This window comes from Laceyella sacchari (genome assembly GCF_024927925.1).
GTDB classification, from domain to species: Bacteria; Bacillota; Bacilli; order Thermoactinomycetales; family Thermoactinomycetaceae; genus Laceyella; species Laceyella sacchari.
Genome location: NZ_CP103866.1, coordinates 857843 through 874930 on the forward strand (window position 1 = coordinate 857843; position 17088 = coordinate 874930).

The following is a 17088-nucleotide window of genomic DNA, read 5'->3' on the forward strand; positions in this document are numbered from 1 at the left end:
CCTATGGCAGTAGAGAGCCTCGGCCAGCATTACGAGTTTATGTTAGTGGCATGACAGTTTTAGTACTGGCTTAAGTCACGTACAATTCTTTAATGAATACCATAATTCTAGATAATTGTGTTTCATTTAAATAAATAGTGCGCCCTAAAATGACAAAAATTAGATCGGATGCTGAGGTAGAGCATGAACCTTTGTGGAATAACAGTGTTAATGCCAAGATATTATTCGAGAATCAAAATAAGGGAAGTAAGATATAATATTTTCGGCAAATTAAGCTAGTTATTTTTGTCGTGTAAAAACTTCAATGACAATCAAGTATAATATATTACACCCTTATAGTTATTCATCATCAAGCACATATTCAGCGGATTTTGTGGGCAAATCTCTTTACATCTATTTCTTCAAAAAAGCGACTTGGTTGTTTTCTTTGTCTGTCGCGTTGCTGTGCATAAGACATGTACAATTTGCTTTCTGAACGAGTCATTGCGACATAAAGTCCACGCCTCTCTTCAGCCTCATCATACCTTGCGGGAACAATGTCGTCCTCTAGGGCAATAATAAACACAGCCTTATATTCCAAACCCTTGGCCGCGTGGAACGTGGAAATGCCAACTTCATCAATCGAATTTTCTATATAGTTAGATTCATCTTGGAGATCAAGCTCGCCAACCAAATCGATGATGTTTCTTGATCGAGATTTTATCATTTTCTCTTTCAACAATTCTAGATGCCTACTTTGTTCATAAGCGTCGTTCTTTTCAAGCAAAAGCAAGGTACTAATCTTCAATAAGTCGTACAAATCATTATATATCTTGAGATAGCTTTGTGTGTGATTGTACTCTGCACAGAATTTCGCAAACTGCTTTACCGCGTCATCCATCTCATCCTCTGGTGTGATTTCGGTAAGCTTTGTAACCGACAACTTACCCTCAATAAGCTCCTCGTAATGATTTACTGTTTTATTAGAGCGGTAAAGCTTTGAATAGCGAGGAATCAGCGACTCCAAAATCGATTCCAGAATTAAGTCATTTGAAGGCTCTACTATCAATTTTAATGATTCCTTCATCAGATCAGAAAAGAGCTCCACCTTGTTGAAATTCTTTCCGAAATGACGGAACGGTATCTCTTTTTGGATAAACATATCATCGACAATCTTAAGTCCAGGGTGCCTGCTTCGATAAAGTACAATTATTTTCTTATATTCAATCCCCTCCTTGTGAATCTCTTTTATCTTATCGGCTACCCATTCAGCTTCTTGGATGGCTGTGGTGAAGCCTTTTATCTCCAAACAGTCATCAGGCTCCGTCTCACGGCCTAAAAGAGTCTTTTTTTCTCTTTTATCGTTGTGCTCTATTAGCGAGTTTGCCGCGTCCAAGATAATCTGAGGCGAGCGATAATTACGAACCAGTGTAATACTATGTGCATTCAACTGCTCAATGTATTCACCAATAACTGTCGGAAGAGCCCCCCGCCATCCGTATATGGATTGATCATCGTCCGCTACAGCCATTACATTTCTTGCACCTTCGCCTAATAAGCGAATAAGCTCAAGTTGCATACGATTGGTGTCCTGCATCTCGTCAATCAGCAGATAAGGGAAGGCGTTATGATATAACCATAACAGTTCGGAATGATTTTTTAATAGTGTTACCGTAAGTAATATAGCGTCATCAAAGTCAATCATATTATTTTCGCGCAAACGTGTCTCATACTCGACTGCGGCGGACGTAAGACCTATGGTTTTTGTTTTTTCGGTTTTCCTTAAATATTCTCCATAATCAACAGATGAATTCTTCAATTTGCTAATCCAGTTAGCGAATGCGTTTTCTCTCATATTTCTTACATTATTATTCCTTAAAACAGAAAGGATTAGCTTATTTTTTTGTGCAGGAGACACAAAAGTAAAATCTCGCGGAACCTCTATTTTATCTCCATATGCCCTAAGCACGGACTGGCATAAATTGTGGAATGTTCCCAAACGAATACGACGACTGTCGATTCCAAGATTCTGCACTCTTGATCTCATCTCGTTTGCTGCTTTATTGGTAAACGTTATTGCTAGTACCTTCCGAGATGGTGGAACCAAGTCTCTTTCGAACAAATAGGCGATTCTTTGGGTTATAATACGGGTTTTTCCTGTACCCGGACCCGCGAAAACTATGGTATTTCGGTCTATTGTTTCTACCGCTTCAATTTGCTCTTCGTTTAATCCCTCAAGACTTTTCATCTTTCTTGCTCTCCTTCAATATCATCCCAATATCCTGCTAGCTGTATAACGGCGTCGAGTGTGTTTTCGATAAATTTTTCAGTAAAATGATCACTGAACTTCTCCCCGATCAGTCTTCCTGTTGTCCTACCCTTTATTTTTCGAAAAGAATTCGCCAATGTTTCTCTTATTTTCGACTCAACCTCAGAGGTATGGGTAATAACTTCATTTAATATTGGAATCGCTTCCTCTAAACTTTTGTTGTTTTTTCGCATATCACGTAGCTCGTTGGACTTCTCCACATCAGCTTTTTTTATTGCCCCTTTGAGATCTGAAAAAAGATCTTCTTTCCTTTCTGGAGAAAGTACTTCCTCCAAGAACATTATTAACTTATCAATCGGTACATTGTCACAAACATATCCCTCAATGTCTCCCATATTAGGTTTCCGTGGTAATTCATAAACATTGGGGCAGATCTCTTTGATTTCCTTTAACTCTTTTTCGTGGTTTTTATCCTTAGAATCGTAATCAATCACGGTGACACATGGGATACCGAAATTATTTAAAAGCCTGATAAATGCTTTTATGTTTGTTTTTCCACCAGCGTTAATCACGGATACACCAATACGATCCAAGTCATAGTTACTGTCCTTATAAATAAGAGAAAGTCCCAATTCAGGAAATAACCCTTGCTCAGTTGGCCCTTCCGTCAACAAGACTGCTTTGGAAAAAAAAGCATCCGCTTTTCCAACATCAAGGTGTTTTTCGTAAGAGGATACAAACTCTTCGGGGAAATTCTGGGGCAATTGCACGCTGGTTGATGTTCCTTGTGCATCCTTTCGCATTAAACAAATTTGCCTTGGATTAATAAGCTCAATTAATGAGGGCGAATGAGTGGCAACAAACACTTGCCTTGTGCGGGATAATTGCAAGATTTCCCTGTACATTTTGCGCTGGGCATGCGGATAAAGGTGAGATTCAGGTTCATCAATGGCAAATATCCCTTCCCGTAATTTTCCAATGCCTGCAAAGGCTCTAAATATGCTGACAGTGAGTACGCTTTGAAGCCCTAAACCTAGTTGATCAACATCGAGGTATTTGTCAGCTGCGTGATGTTTAAGTTGCATTTGAATGTATTTTTTTACATCCACAGCAGTTGATGTTGCAATGGTAAGGCGCAAAAGATCATCGATCCTTGGCAAGTCTATTATTTGCTTGGTGATGTCAGCAACGACATTTGTGAATTCCACAATTTCAGGGTTATTTTTTAAGGAATCACTCGCTTCATTGAGTTTGGATAATATAGCTTCCTCCTGCTCAGTAAGATTGATTTGATTTAAGATACGACCGAATAAGCTACCTTTATTGGGTTTGATAGCCCTGTAATCGCGCATTGCATCCTGAAAAAAGAACGAGATCAGTTTCTTCTCCCCAAACGAAACTAAACGATCTGGCTGGCGTGCATATACCAACGACGGCTCAGCTTCCCGTGTGTTTTTATCATAAATAACGGAAAATTTAAGTGAGAGAGAATATTTGTTTTGTCCTCCCACTTGCTCGGCATCGACCAGGCCAATAAACTCTGCGCAGAGCTCTTCGCTAAGATCCTCCAGTACAACTTCTACTTTAATGGGCTTGTTTAAGTCATAAAAGTCCGTTTCCTCAAATTCCAATGTTCTGATTGATCTCTCTGGATTAAAGAGCATATGCAAAATTGACAACACATTGGATTTACCAGCATTGTTTTCCCCAATGAGCACTACGATATCGTGGCCATTAATTTTTTGCGGTACGATTCGAATTTCATCTTTGAAATTTCGAAAGTTGCTTATTCGCAGATCTTTAATTCTCATTTGTTACCTCCATGTTCTAATAAGATTGTCTAAAAATTGTTGTCTGATATATGATTGGTTGGAGTTTCAAGTATAATTTAATTTTTCTCTATGGGAACGCCTGATACCAAAATCCAAAAAACACCCAATCAAATCAATCATAATTGATCCAATTAATACCTTGCAGTATTTTTTATAGTATTACACTTCAGGTTCTGTATGTCAAACGGACTTAAAGAACCTTGCGATCAAAAATCAAATATCTATATATATTCATCTGAAATCGGCAGTAAAATCTTTATCCATTGATGCAACTTTTTGTGACATATAATTATATGACCAGTCGAAAAATAAACTTTTTTGGTAAAAAAATAAAGGAAATTCGAGGAATAGATCGAAATAGAGATGCTAATATGGCATATTAGCTAACATAGAGTGTGTACATCCCTGTGATTGGAGTTAAAATTCTTCTTGGTAGTTTGTTGTTATATTATTGTGCTGTTTGAACATAATAGGCGACTATTGATAACAAATATGGGGGGTTGTATCCATGGCCAACGAATTGAATGATAAGAAAAATCCTCTTAGTACCGTTAGCTACAAGGTGATTTATGATGCGATAAGCAAAAAAATATCAAAAATCGAAGTGATTGAGAAAAATGGAGATGTATTTTTTGCGAAAAACTTGAATTCCTTATGCAAAGATGTGCTTGATGAGTTGAAACCAAAATTGTCTAATCAATTTTTTGCAGAGATGAAGATGGATGAGACAGCGATATATAAAAACAAGGTAACGCTCAACTTTCAGGATAAAGAACAAGAACATAATGATTTGCAAAAATTAATCGATCAAATGAAAGAATTGCTGGAGGCAAATGGAATCTCTCCTAAAACCAATCCGTTAAGTGAGATTCTTACACAAGAAAGGCCAAAGCAAGGCACAGGGTCTTTTTCGGTAAGATTGCAGAAGCAAGAAAAACAGGTTTCCTTTGGGAAATTGGAATATAATGCATTTGATTCGATCGGTCAAAAAAATATTCTTCGCCATGATAATGTAAAAATCAGTTATAAGGTTGATTCTTTAATGGAGTCAATCAAACAGTCATTGATTCGCTACATTGAATCAACCCCCCAAGTGGATGAATTTCATAAAGAGGACATCATTAACGAAATTCGTTCTGAAGGCATTTTAGCAGAGACAATTTATACATTTATAAAAGAAAATCGCTTTGCCGCCGTAAAGCGGGCTTCGGCTTTTTTATATTTGGATTATTTAATTAAGAACATGGATTCTGGATTTATGAAAAGACATAAAAAAGCAGTCAAGTGGTTAAAACGATATACAGAAAGATACGAACAACTTGAAGACCTTTGCACGCAGTTTTTAAAAGAGATAAGGTTTTCACCAGTAGATTTTTTGGGAGAAACACGTGATATTTTAAATACATTTCGTCATAAAGACGTATATAATTTTTTGCCTTTTGTTGGGATCCTTTCTCAAATCATGGTTGCAACACATGATGAGGATAAAAACATGGAACAATATGGGATCTCATTGAAGTTAAATGGAGAAGTGCAAAACGCTAAGGTTCTTGAAGGACAGGGAAAACAATCGTTTCTTTATCACATCGAGAAGATAAAGGCACTTGTTAAGCATGGTGGAAAAAAAGGTTATTTTCAAGATGAGAAAGAGATGGTAGATCGATTTTGGTATGGTTCTATACAGGTAGTTCTGCTCAAATACTTTTTGCTTCATCTTGAAGATGAAACATATGATCCCTCTTTAGTGTTGAAGGAAGATTTGGATTATATAGCTGGGTATAATGGTAGCCCTAAACAAGAAGAGGGATATAAGTGGTATTGTAAATTGGCAAAAACCTTGCTAAATAATCAAGAGGCTATCAAACAAATTCAGCAACAATTAGATGAAGTTCGGAAGATGCTTCGTTTGTGTTTAGATCCTAAATTGAATCAAATGCAAAAAAACATATCAATGCAAACGTATAAACGGCGTTTGACATTTCTAAAAAGTATTTTAGCACCAAAGTTATTTGATCCGAACCGAACCAGCTTGTTACAACATGAGTTGGATACCCACAATTACAAATATATCATTCTAACAAAAGATATCTTGGAAGATAGTTTGTTTAGCTTTGAGTACGAAATTGAGTTTAGTAATACTTTTTTATGCTCGACACAACATCAGGAAAAGGTTCAATTTAAATATGAAGTGGGGGAGCAAGACGAAACCTTAGCAGTCATGTTTTTGCCATACGATGCAACAACAAAAAGGATAGAAAAGCAAGTAGTTGATTTTACAAAACATTGCCCGGATTTAAGAAAAGTATGTATTCTATTTCCTATATATGATCATTGTGATTTCGAAACGCCAGTGGATCGGTTTGTCTTTTTATTTACTTATAAGCTTTTTGTCTATCTGTTTTTGATTGCATATACGAAACAGATAGAGGACAAGGGAAGAGATTTGTTTATTGCTTTTTGGCATTTTCATGTAACAAAAGATAAAAGGAAAGAATATCTAAGTATGGATACGTATATCCGTCAATTTGCAAAAGAATTAGAGTTTTTATTTGGAATGAATCATAACACAGGGTCTCAAGGGTTTGATTTTGGATTTGAAACAAAACCATATAAAGTCGCTAATACCCTAAACTCAATGTATGCAAATGTCCCAAAGAAATTTATATTGGACGTTCCTATAGAAATTCCCAAAATCGCGATGATTGTTGTTACCTCTATGAAATCGGATGACCATAAGAAGAGTGATCAATACCGAGCAGGAATTTTCGGTGAGGTTTATACAGTAGACAGTGAAGGGAGAGAAAGCATTTTCAGTCGCTTTGGTACGTTCTTTGATCATGACAATGAGACGACGATCTATCGGCAATCGGATGTATTGGTTAGTGTGGTGCAAACGTTGTATAACGAGGGATATAAACATATCTTATATGTCGCAAAAACTCCATATACCACGAAATTTCTAGACAAAAAAGATGACAAAAAAGAGTTATATTTCATGAATCAGGAATTGATTGAATCATTGTATGTTGCAAAAGATATGGCAATATATCCGATGCATTTTACTCTCACGCGTGCGTACGAAGCGCGTTTGGATGGAAAAAGTAGAAAGGTCGCCCTTTTTGTGGATGACACCAGCCATATTCAAAGGAACCTTTATGAAGACCACGAAGGAATTGTCCCTATTTTGCAACTTTATAGTGGTAACGGATTAAAAGGAAACGAGCAACGTCATGTGTACAATAGTCTCATTACCTACCAGACGTTGAATCGTTTATACAGTGATGATTTGCTTAACAACAAAATTCAATTAGCTCTCATCGATCCGGAGGGTATTAAACCAAACCTTATTCGTGCCTTATTGCTTTTTCATACTAGCAGGTTTGAGTCGAATTATAATATTACGATTAAAGTGAACCCATACAGCCGACTGTTGGGGGATGATGGGGTAGCAAAAAAATCCCTGATAGATATAACTTGGAATGGGAAATTTTTTAAGATGAACATGATTGCCTACTTTGCATATCTTCATACAAAGGTATTTGCTTGAAAGGAGGTAGCAGGGCGTTAAAACACGCCTAAAAAAGATGAAAGCAACTTATAGGTACGATTATGGCTTCGTGTATGAGTATGGATATAACATCGGTCTTTTTTCGGCATTAGTCCAATTACAATCCAGCAAGAAGTTGAAGATGAATTCTGGTTTACAGCAACGTTTGACTGATTGGTTGGCAAGTCCAGAGCGGCGCTTTTCGCGTTTTATCGATGAGTTTTTAAAAAAGAATGGCATGACAGATGAAGCGGTTTTTGAGGAAATACGAAAAAATATCGAAAATATTTTTTTCTTCGGCTTTTTGCAAGGTCAGCATACAATGAGGCATTATATTCAATCGCTACCTCTTAATAAACTGCTTAAAACGGAAGTGGTTTATTTTCAGATGAATGTCTTGGATCCTTTAAATCGAAGTGTTCATATAGAAGAAGTGAAGCAAGCGGTGATACACGATATTAAACAAGCTTTTGGCTATGAGATGGAAGCGGGGGAGATCGGGTACTATCAGAAAAAGGGACACTTCCTGAGAGCAGATAGCCTTGTTTTATTGAGACAGGGAAAACGGTTTTATTTGCTGATCATTGATACTAGCTTGAACCTCCATCGTTTGGAAGGGATTTTTACCCCTCAAAGCCTTTTAAAGAGCTTACAACAAATACGAAGTGACATGGGCAGGAAAACAAAATTTAGCCACATGTCAGTAAATACATCAGGCATTGGAAACATTCGTCTTGATTCTTTACTGCTGAAATACGCCAGTATCGCCAAGGATAAAACGTTGGGAAAAATCGTACAAGCAGGTTCTTATGCCTATTCATTTTTACGGTTTATGACAGAAGCAGTAAAGAAAACAGAGGGAAAATGTGATGTTTCTATTATGGGGATGGTCGATTATGACTACTCTATCATAAACCTTACTCTATCATTGAACCATTGGATTCATTCGAAAGAGGGAGTCTTATTAAAACGATGCAATGAAGAATATGTAGCTGGTCATTGCGCATGGTCTGATTCGGATAGGAAAACGATCCCTCGAGCCGCTAAAGAAATATTGCTTAATAACACAATCTGTCATACAAATATGGATCGCGAAGCATTGTCTGCGTTTGTAAAGGAAGGGAAGGGGTATTTTGTTATCACTGACCGAATTAAAGGCTTTCAGAATACGGCTGGTAAATATGGGGAGGGAAAAACATTTAGGGATGATCACTCCTCGTATGTTAAGAAGGGATTGTATGGTAATCAGCATATCCTTTTCTTGACAGGCAATCCCGGTATCGGAAAAACATCAGTGATTGTAGACGAGCTGAAAAAGCATGAGCGATTTCTGTTTTTGTATACAAGCTGTAGAAGAACAGTAAATGATGATATATTGCTAAAGTTTTCAGAAGGAAATCGTTTATTTGCTGACGATCTTGTAGCATTGAATACTAGTTCAACGGATGAGCAAGTAATCAATGGTGTACCTGTGAATGTTGTGAATGTTTTTATCAATTCGATGGACCGATTACAAACAAGCCCTAAATTAACATATCTTCAGAAAAACAGAATTCGCCATTATGGAAATGAGGTAATCAACTTTCGAGAAACCGGAGATAACGAATTTGCAGAAGATATTCGATTAAAAACGGGTGGCGTGCTGAAGCGGTTGTGTGAAGGAATCCAAGAGCAAATGAAAAACCCCAATATAAGGAAGATCGTTGGGACGTTTACCATTCAAGCGTTAAAAAGTACAAAAGACGGAACCACTATGCATCACATACAAAAGCTGTTTCCATTTGTACATTACTCTGAAGAGATGGGGGTTCGGCTTGATCCTGAAGCTTTTGATCAATTTGTGGAAAGGTATCCAGTTTGTTGGATCATGATAGATGAAATTACTGGAACGGATGAAGGGGCAGAACTTTATAAATTGTTGAAAATATGGTTATTTGATCATATTTATTTAAGACTAGATCCGGAAAGACAAGCAAAGTGGAATTTGAAGCTGATTGTAGCGGATGCCTCTATTACGAATGAGACAATTATGCAGCAATGTCTAGCTTCAGCAGTTCGATTTGATCATCCCAAAATATATATCACAAGTGGAGAGGAACAAAGTCTACCCATTCAAGCTAAGGAAGTTGAAGTACACGGAACAGCGCCCCTTAATGGTTGGTTTGTGAATACCAATTCCTATCCAGCAAAAGAATTACATCTTATGTATCACATTTGTGTTCAGGGGATATCAGAGGAAGAGTATTTTTCTGGAAGGCGACCTGGGAGGGATCGGTTGGACCGAGAAAGGAGTCTATCGGAAGAGCAAGATAAAGTGATTTTACAGCGCGTTTTTGAATATTTGTCTGCCAACCAAGAAGAACAAGTGATTGTTTATGTGCAAAACATTAACCGGATTGAAAAGTTGAAAAGCGAATTTAAACAACGATATCGTGATGTTTTTGGAGAAGAAGCGGTAGAGTACAAACACTATATGGCGATTACGTCGCAATTGACAATAAGAGGGAGGGCACAAGCGCTTGAGGCAACCAATCATGTACGATGTGTGTTTATGACTAGCTCGGCGTCTCGGGGTATTTCGTTTAAAAGAGCAACCAAAATTTTTGTTGTGTTACAATCGTTTAGTATCGAGAGAGAACTGATGGAACAGGTTCAACTCTATTATCGGATGAGAGGCGATACAGACTGGGATATAGAAAAAGATAAAAGCATCGAGTTTTTTATTGTGGATTCATATGTTCATAAGGACACTGATGAAGAATGGCACAAGAATAAAACTTTGATCCATTTATTATCGTTTCTGACATTAGTGCGCTCTTGCTTGGTGAGCCGAATTTTTGGAAAGGCCGAAATTGGAACGCGCTCCTATAGTGTTGTACCACTTGGAGGCAGAGGGATTTCGCCAGTAAAATCTAATCTGATACAGGATGTAGCAGACAGCATAAAACTCCTTGCAAAAGAACTAACAGGTAAAGAACGTTTTAAATTGATTCAGGAATTCAAACAAGAATTTCATTCTGTATTTGGTAGCATGACTGTACACACGAATGAACAAATTTTTCGACCAGGATATAACGAGAAAAATATCTTCTCACAGTTTTTGAAACGCGCTCGTCAAAACTTGTCCCAGTTGATAGAATTTCAGCCATTTCATTCTTTTCTTTTTTTAAACGGGATGCTTATATTTCGTATGAATGATTTTATTAGTGAACGGTTTACATTTTTTGTGAATAAGAGAGAGCATAGTGAGCGCCTCATGAAAATAATTGAATGGGCTATGAAAGAAGATATTACGGATGATCTACGAAAAAAGCTTGTTCGTACCATTGAATTATTGAAGTATGAGCGTGAAATGCAAGGAAGACTTCCGAATGCCTATGTGGAATGCTCTCGTGATGAAAAACGATATGTGGCATTTCCTGTGCTAGCTTTTACGATGTTTGAATCTTTGAAGGATTATAAGCCATATGATGGTGAAGAGACATTTTTAGAAGCCCTTTATGGTTTGATACGTACATTTACAGATGTTACATCAGTGACCCCCATCTCAGGGGATTATCAAAATATTCCTTTTATTACATTTAAAAGTGATACTTTAGAAGAAATGTTTGAAAGCCGTTTTCAACAGAATTACCTTTTAACATCGACGGAGACAAATATTTTGAATTTACTTCTACTTGAAGAAATATAGATTATTTCATTCGTTAGAATGACGGATTTCAATAAAAACATCAACGGGACAGTGAGAGGCAAAGTAAATACACCCGTTCAACGTTGCTTGCGGAAAAATCGTTTTGAAACGGTTTGGAATTAACGTATAATAAAATTACTGAGTGCATATACTGGAGCGTCGGCGCCACCATCTCCCGAAACCATGACTTTTCGGTCGTGCGGAAATCGATGTGCGGGTCCAACCGCCTGGCACAGGATAGGGAATGGGGCGCCGTTATTTTATCTTTTGAAGCAAAAGAGGTTAAATCCTTTATGTTCATTGCGGGCATGGCAGTCTTTGAGCGAGAAGCCGAGCTGCGCCTCGAGATGGTTGACCACGGCCCGTTTGGGATTGCGCGAACGGTTGGCGACGGCTTTTTCGTAGTGTCCGTTGCGGACATAGGCGATTGCCCCGGCCAGGACATCAGCCATTTGCAAAGGCGTTTGGGTGCCGTCCCGCGATTCGACGCGGCGTACCACAATCAAGGGATAGGCAATGGTTTGCTTTTCCTTGGCCCCTGAGGTCTGCTGAATAAGCTTGATATAGTCGGCTGCCATTTTGCGGTTCAGATAATATTCCAAATCCTGCAACCTTCCGGGTACGGAATTGCTTTTGCGATCCAAAAAGATGTCATAATGATGTTCAGGAGCCAACCATTTATAGATCAACCAAAAAAACATTTTGTAAAAATGCGCTTCTTTGTTGTCGCCGGTTTTTACGTTTTTTTTGTCCGTCATATCTACAATGAGGGCTCGAAACTTTAAGTTCCCTTGCCTCATGTGCTTGATAAACAAATCGATGAAAGCAATATATGCATCTCGATGGGTTTTTTTCATTTCATTCCAGTGAAACTCGCGTTCAAATCCGAGTTGCCGCCGCAAGCCAGCAACTTCTGCCTCTAATGCTTCGTAAGTGTCCGCACGCTGCCAGATTGTGCCCAACACCATGTATTTGTGAGCATTTTGACTGCTTTCATCTCCCCAAATCACGATTAGACTCAAAGTGATCGGCTCCGTTTCACAGATTATATACTGATTATATATTCTTTTAATTTTTATTTGAATAATCAATCTTTATCCTTGCCGAAAATGCTGGTTATGTGCAAAAAAGGTGCCCCGCCCCAGTTGCTTGATGCGAGAGATATTTCCTCGCTCCAACCGGTTGCGGGGTTTATTGATGGTTGCCGGAGTCCAACTGCACGAATGGCCACACATGGGCAGTTACGCCGTGAGCATAATGGCATAGGGGGTTTTCGTCTAAGATGGGAAGCTGGATGGAGGCTGGAAAAGTATTGGCCTGAATAACCCCCTCTGCTTGCTGCAAAGGCCAAGGGGCATGCCGAATATCCCCACGGTGGAGGGCTCCACGGATGAGTAGGTATTGCGAGAAACGTGCAGTCAGCCAATTGGCCAGTGATCCGGGTTGGATGGCAGCGGGTGTGGGGGATGGGTGCATCTGCGCCTCAAATCGGGCCGCGGGTGTGAACAGCTTTGGCCGTTCACAGACAAGGGAAGTACGTTGGTCGCGCGCGGTGAATTGCAAGCGAGCCGGAAGGTAGGGCAGGTGCCACATCAGCCGGGCGGCCAGAGCGTGCAACCAACTGCTGACATCGCAACTCAAAAAGAAGACGCCAGGTTCTGCGTCATATGTCACATACGTGCGTAAATTAAGTTGCATATACGAAGAGAGCCCTGGTATGGGAGGGAGAAACCGCAACCGCTCCTGTTGTACCCGAAAGGCCACGATGCTGATCCAAGCGGAGCCATCATGGCAATCCAATGAAAGCGGAGCAGGGATGTGCGGTTGCAGGGAGGCGGCGGGGACAGGCCAATGAAAGAAGCAGACATCAGCTAACGTCTGCGCAATGAGCCAAGGTTGGGGATGGTTCATTATTGTCAATCTCCTTCTTCATAGGCGGATATTCGTAGTATGGAGAAGGAGCGAGGTTCCCATGCGCGTTAGGAACGGGTGGTTGGGGAGTCGGTGAAGAGAAGCCGTTCGATCTTGGGGATGAAAAATTGGATGAAGGGTCCGCACAAAAAGGTGTAAATAAAGGTTCCTAAGCCGAGTGGACCATGCAACATCAAGGCGAACAACAAGGCACTGCCGTCGATCACCGTTTTGGAGGCGGTGAGGCTCATCGCATATCGTTCAGTCAGGATGTACATCAACTGGTCAGCGGGGGTCAAGGCGTATTTGCTTTGCACATAGATGGATATGCCGATGGTTGCGAGCAAAAAACCTCCCCAAAAAGTGAGCACTTGGCAGAAAAATTGGACGGGATGAAAATCGATTATGCCCAACCAAAAGTCAATGCAAAAACCCAAAACAAAAATAGTTAGCAAGGACAGTGGATTGGGAGGTTTTTTGGACAGAAATCCGTTTAGCAACGTAATCAGTATCCCGCAGGTGATGAGCCAGGACCCGACGGTGAAGCCGATCCATTCCGACATTGCTACAAAGAACCCATTCCACGCGTCAGCACCCAATTCAGAGCGCAGGATCAAGGAAATGCCGAGCGATTTGATAATTAAGCCGCAGATATATGAGAGGCTTCTCGTCATTGTTTTACCCATGGCATACCAACCTTACGGAGAGATTTGTTCTAATATATGTGTACAAGTTATCTGGCAGAAGTGTAAGTTGCTTTTTTATAAGGAGCGGAGCTGGCGTGCAACAGAGGTTCCTTTCATCATGTCCAATGGAAAATATTTGAAAAATGATGATTTCTGAATTATAATTCAAGTGCAAAATGTAATTTTTAGCGATGTATCCTTGTTATTGCAACGATCGACTTTGTCATTTTAAGGAGGAATAAAAAATGTTTGTGATGCACTTGCGTGGAGAAAAGGACCGTGTTTTGCCGTTTGTTGGGGAGTTACAACAAAAGCCGCATGTGACAGTCGTTGATGCTGAGATGGAGAAAGAGGGGGAGATGGTGCAACTGTCATTGACGGTCGATCACCAGCCGCGCAAGCGTGTGCAGGTGATTCGGCTTCATACCGAGTCAGGCGCAGTGGTGCCCATTCCACTGATGGATGTGATGCAGGTGGAATGGGAAAAAGGAAAACATTTATTCTGCGGATGGTCGTATGACATTTTTGGAACATCGCGCAACAGGAGAGGATGAGGATGGCTGAAATCTGTTTTTGGTATGATCGGTCGCGCGAGCGGTTGGTGATCCGACATTGTCCCACGGGAGAGATGCGCGTGATACATAAGTTGCAGCCGATGATCCGGTTTTTGTCGGCTTATGGAATAAGGGAGTTGGAAGAGGCGGTTGCTCCCTGCCATGGAGATGACCGGTTGCATTTGTTCAAACGGATGCAGGTGCATCAGTTGAAGCGGTAGGAGAGGTGTGGATGGTGTGGTTGGTTTCGTCATTACTTACTCTGCTTGGAGGGATGGGGTCTGTTTATTATGTGTGCTTGTTGGGCAAATGGCTGGAGGAGGAGCGTATGGGCAAGCGGGAAGCGAGCTTAAGCATCTTGACCGGATTGTGCCTCCATGTTGCCTTAGCGATGGCCAGCCGGGGGTTGCCAGCGGTTGTTTCGATTCATTCAGAAACCGCAATGTGGTTGACCCATGGCGGTATGATGCTGTCGCTTTGCACCAGTGTTATGACGCTCCATTGGTTGCGGCGGAAGTGCGGTTGATAGCCGGGTTGGTGTGGATGTTGTCCGTAGCGTTCGCAATTTGGACACATGTACTTAAGAAAGATTTAATCTCTGTTTATCAGGGGTTTAGGACTGAGGGGTATGATGGCATGGATAAGAGATTGAAAGGGGAAACAACATGAAATTACAGGCGAGTTACGGCCCTGTGTTCCTACGGATTGGGCTGGCTCTCATTTTTCTTATTCATGGTGCGCAGAAATTAATGGGCATGGAACAGACGATCGGATTCTTCGGCCAGGCAGGCATTCCGATGGCGTCGTTCACGGCTTACGCGGTAGCGGGCTTGGAGGTGTTGATCGGGGTGTCCTTTATCCTTGGCTTGTTCACTTCTGTCGCTGCAGGGGGTGCGGTTGCGATCATGGCGGGGGCGATCTTGTTTGTGAACGGGAGCAAAGGATTTGCGGGCGGGTATGAATATGACTTGTTGATTCTGCTCACCGCCGCGTCGCTCCTGTTTACTGGGCCTGGCGCACTAAAAGTGCCCATCGGCAAAGGTTGAGCGCATCGATCTGACAAATGGCGGAGCCCATATGGGCGGACGTCTTTGTTCGTTTCAGGTCATAAAACATAAAAAACCTCCCAGCCAATTTGGTTGGGAGGTTTTGCTTTCATGGCAGCCAGCACCTCAAACCCCAACAGCTGCGAACTGCCCTCGGTCAGGAAAGTCAGAGCTGGGTTTTGTCGATCACTGAAGGCTAAGCCCTGAACACTAGGTTAGAAGAACACTGAGCACGTGAACACTGGACGCCAACCGCCGCTTACGTAGCTGCGTGGCTCACTGAGCACTCAATCTTTTAAGAGGAGTCCATGATATGGAACTATCTTGAAAGGATAGTCATATCAAAGGACCCTAATCTCAAGGCATTTTTTGGGGTTTACTACGCCATGAAAGCAATGAGATGGAAATAGCTGTTTATTCGTCGATACCGATCAAATGGGTTGTGGCGTTGGCAATTTGCAACGCTGCATCAACCTGTTCCATGAATTCAATGTTGAATTGGTTGACTTTCTCCACTTCTTGCCGTGGGAAGAGGTAAAGCAAGTCAGCGTTGTCGACAGAGTCCCGCTCTTTCTTGCTGTTATACCGCTCCACTTCGGCTTCAGCGCGGCGAATCGCCGTGTTGCAGGCTTCAACCAAGTCTTGGTTCATGCCGATGAGATGGTTTTTATAAAGCAATGCTTCGTGCAGGGAGAACGTTTTGCCGGCAACGGTGATTTTTGTTTCCAAGTTGGTACGATCAATCGCCGATTTGATGATGAAAAAGCGCTGTGCCAGATCATGGTATGCTTGAATCTTGGCTTGCACTTCTTTCTCCGCCTGCTTGACACTGTATTCTTGGTTAGCCCCTTTAATCCCCCAAGGGTGTTTCTTTTTGGAGGACCAAGCTGAGTAGGTGCTTAATTCTTCTTGAATCTTGGCCATACGTTTTTTGATGAGTTTCAATTCGGAGAGTCCTTGTTGAATGAGCATGATGCGCTCCCCTTTTCGTTCAATTAATTAGGAAGATGATTTCATAATAGAGGGTTTGCGCTTTTCAGTCAATCATTTCATTTAAAATTAAGATACAGGATTAAATATAAAATATTGTTCTTGCTATAATGAATGATTGGAGACTTGTGTTCATGCAATGTGGAGGTGCGAGATGAAATCTTTCATCGATGAATTGGCGAACAAGCTGAAAATCGATGCAGATATGGGTATATCCTGCGAAATCGTGGACTTTTTCAGCAATGAAGAGATTGAAAGTTATCAACATAAAGTGGATGACCACAAACATATCTGGATTGACGTGAAAATGTACGAATATGGTTTTACCGCCGCCAATGCTTTGTTTATGTCTTTTATGGCTTATATGAGTTATGCTCACTTCGCAGTGTTCTCCTCCACAGGGGGCGTTGATTGGACCCAGTATGATTTTCTTTCGTCAATGGATGGAAAAACAGGCTTTTATTGCCATGTGCGGATTTCATGACCGTGTTAGCAAATGATAAACCGATAAAGGCGCATTCGCTTCACAACAGAGCGAAGGCGCCTTTGTTGCATTAAAAGTGAAGTAATTTGATTGAGTACA

Annotated in this window: 13 protein-coding genes; 7 read left to right on the top strand and 6 right to left on the bottom strand. The window is 40.7% G+C overall.

Annotated features, from left to right (window positions below; all coding sequences use genetic code 11):
- Window positions 1-361: 361 nt before the first annotated feature.
- Together NYR52_RS04365 and NYR52_RS04370 are read right to left on the bottom strand one after the other, a co-directional pair.
- Window positions 362-2227 carry an ATP-dependent helicase gene (locus NYR52_RS04365; RefSeq protein ID WP_132219808.1) on the bottom strand — a complete coding sequence of 622 codons (1866 nt, stop codon included), beginning with the start codon at window positions 2225-2227 and terminating at the stop codon, window positions 362-364.
- Window positions 2224-4059 (bottom strand): ATP-dependent nuclease, encoded by a 1836-nt coding sequence (locus NYR52_RS04370; protein WP_132219809.1) that lies wholly within the window; start codon window positions 4057-4059, stop codon window positions 2224-2226. The genes NYR52_RS04365 and NYR52_RS04370 overlap by 4 nt, the downstream gene beginning before the upstream one ends.
- Window positions 4060-4588: 529 nt before the next feature.
- Here NYR52_RS04370 and NYR52_RS04375 point away from each other — a divergent pair.
- Both NYR52_RS04375 and NYR52_RS04380 read left to right on the top strand, forming a co-directional pair.
- Window positions 4589-7627, top strand: a complete 3039-nt coding sequence (locus tag NYR52_RS04375; RefSeq protein ID WP_132219810.1) for a hypothetical protein — start codon at window positions 4589-4591, stop codon at window positions 7625-7627.
- 142 nt (window positions 7628-7769) lie between these two features.
- Window positions 7770-11318, top strand: coding sequence for a hypothetical protein (locus NYR52_RS04380; RefSeq protein WP_259436385.1), 3549 nt, complete (start codon window positions 7770-7772; stop codon window positions 11316-11318).
- A 260-nt stretch (window positions 11319-11578) separates the two neighbouring features.
- Here NYR52_RS04380 and NYR52_RS04385 read toward each other — a convergent pair whose 3' ends face one another.
- From NYR52_RS04385 to NYR52_RS04395, 3 genes are all read right to left on the bottom strand, one after another.
- Entirely contained in the window at window positions 11579-12340 is a 762-nt protein-coding gene (locus NYR52_RS04385; RefSeq protein WP_132219812.1) for a DUF3800 domain-containing protein, read from the bottom strand.
- A 169-nt stretch (window positions 12341-12509) separates the two neighbouring features.
- Entirely contained in the window at window positions 12510-13229 is a 720-nt protein-coding gene (locus NYR52_RS04390; RefSeq protein WP_132219813.1) for a YqjF family protein, read from the bottom strand.
- A 68-nt stretch (window positions 13230-13297) separates the two neighbouring features.
- Complete coding sequence (locus NYR52_RS04395) at window positions 13298-13915, bottom strand: YczE/YyaS/YitT family protein (protein WP_132219814.1); 618 nt, start codon at window positions 13913-13915, stop codon at window positions 13298-13300.
- Window positions 13916-14160: 245 nt separating this feature from the next.
- On the opposite strand from NYR52_RS04395, the gene NYR52_RS04400 reads away from it, so the two are divergent.
- The 4 genes from NYR52_RS04400 to NYR52_RS04415 all read left to right on the top strand — a co-directional run bounded on the left by NYR52_RS04400 (window position 14161) and on the right by NYR52_RS04415 (window position 15515).
- On the top strand, window positions 14161-14469 hold the full coding sequence (locus NYR52_RS04400) for a hypothetical protein (RefSeq protein ID WP_132219815.1): 309 nt from the start codon (window positions 14161-14163) through the stop codon (window positions 14467-14469).
- Window positions 14470-14471: 2 nt separating this feature from the next.
- A complete protein-coding gene (locus NYR52_RS04405; protein ID WP_102991797.1) occupies window positions 14472-14690 on the top strand; it encodes a hypothetical protein in 219 nt (72 codons plus the stop codon).
- Window positions 14691-14701: 11 nt separating this feature from the next.
- Window positions 14702-14995, top strand: a complete 294-nt coding sequence (locus tag NYR52_RS04410) for a hypothetical protein (protein ID WP_132219816.1) — start codon at window positions 14702-14704, stop codon at window positions 14993-14995.
- A 139-nt stretch (window positions 14996-15134) separates the two neighbouring features.
- The gene (locus NYR52_RS04415) at window positions 15135-15515 is read left to right on the top strand and encodes a DoxX family protein (RefSeq protein ID WP_132219817.1); all 381 of its coding nucleotides are present in this window, start codon (window positions 15135-15137) and stop codon (window positions 15513-15515) included.
- A gap of 414 nt (window positions 15516-15929) precedes the next feature.
- On the opposite strand, the gene NYR52_RS04420 is transcribed toward NYR52_RS04415, so the two are convergent.
- Window positions 15930-16487 carry a hypothetical protein gene (locus NYR52_RS04420; RefSeq protein WP_154986780.1) on the bottom strand — a complete coding sequence of 186 codons (558 nt, stop codon included), beginning with the start codon at window positions 16485-16487 and terminating at the stop codon, window positions 15930-15932.
- Window positions 16488-16659: 172 nt separating this feature from the next.
- Here NYR52_RS04420 and NYR52_RS04425 point away from each other — a divergent pair, with 172 nt between their 5' ends.
- Window positions 16660-16989 carry a hypothetical protein gene (locus tag NYR52_RS04425; protein WP_132219818.1) on the top strand — a complete coding sequence of 110 codons (330 nt, stop codon included), beginning with the start codon at window positions 16660-16662 and terminating at the stop codon, window positions 16987-16989.
- The last annotated feature ends 99 nt before the right edge of the window (window positions 16990-17088 follow it).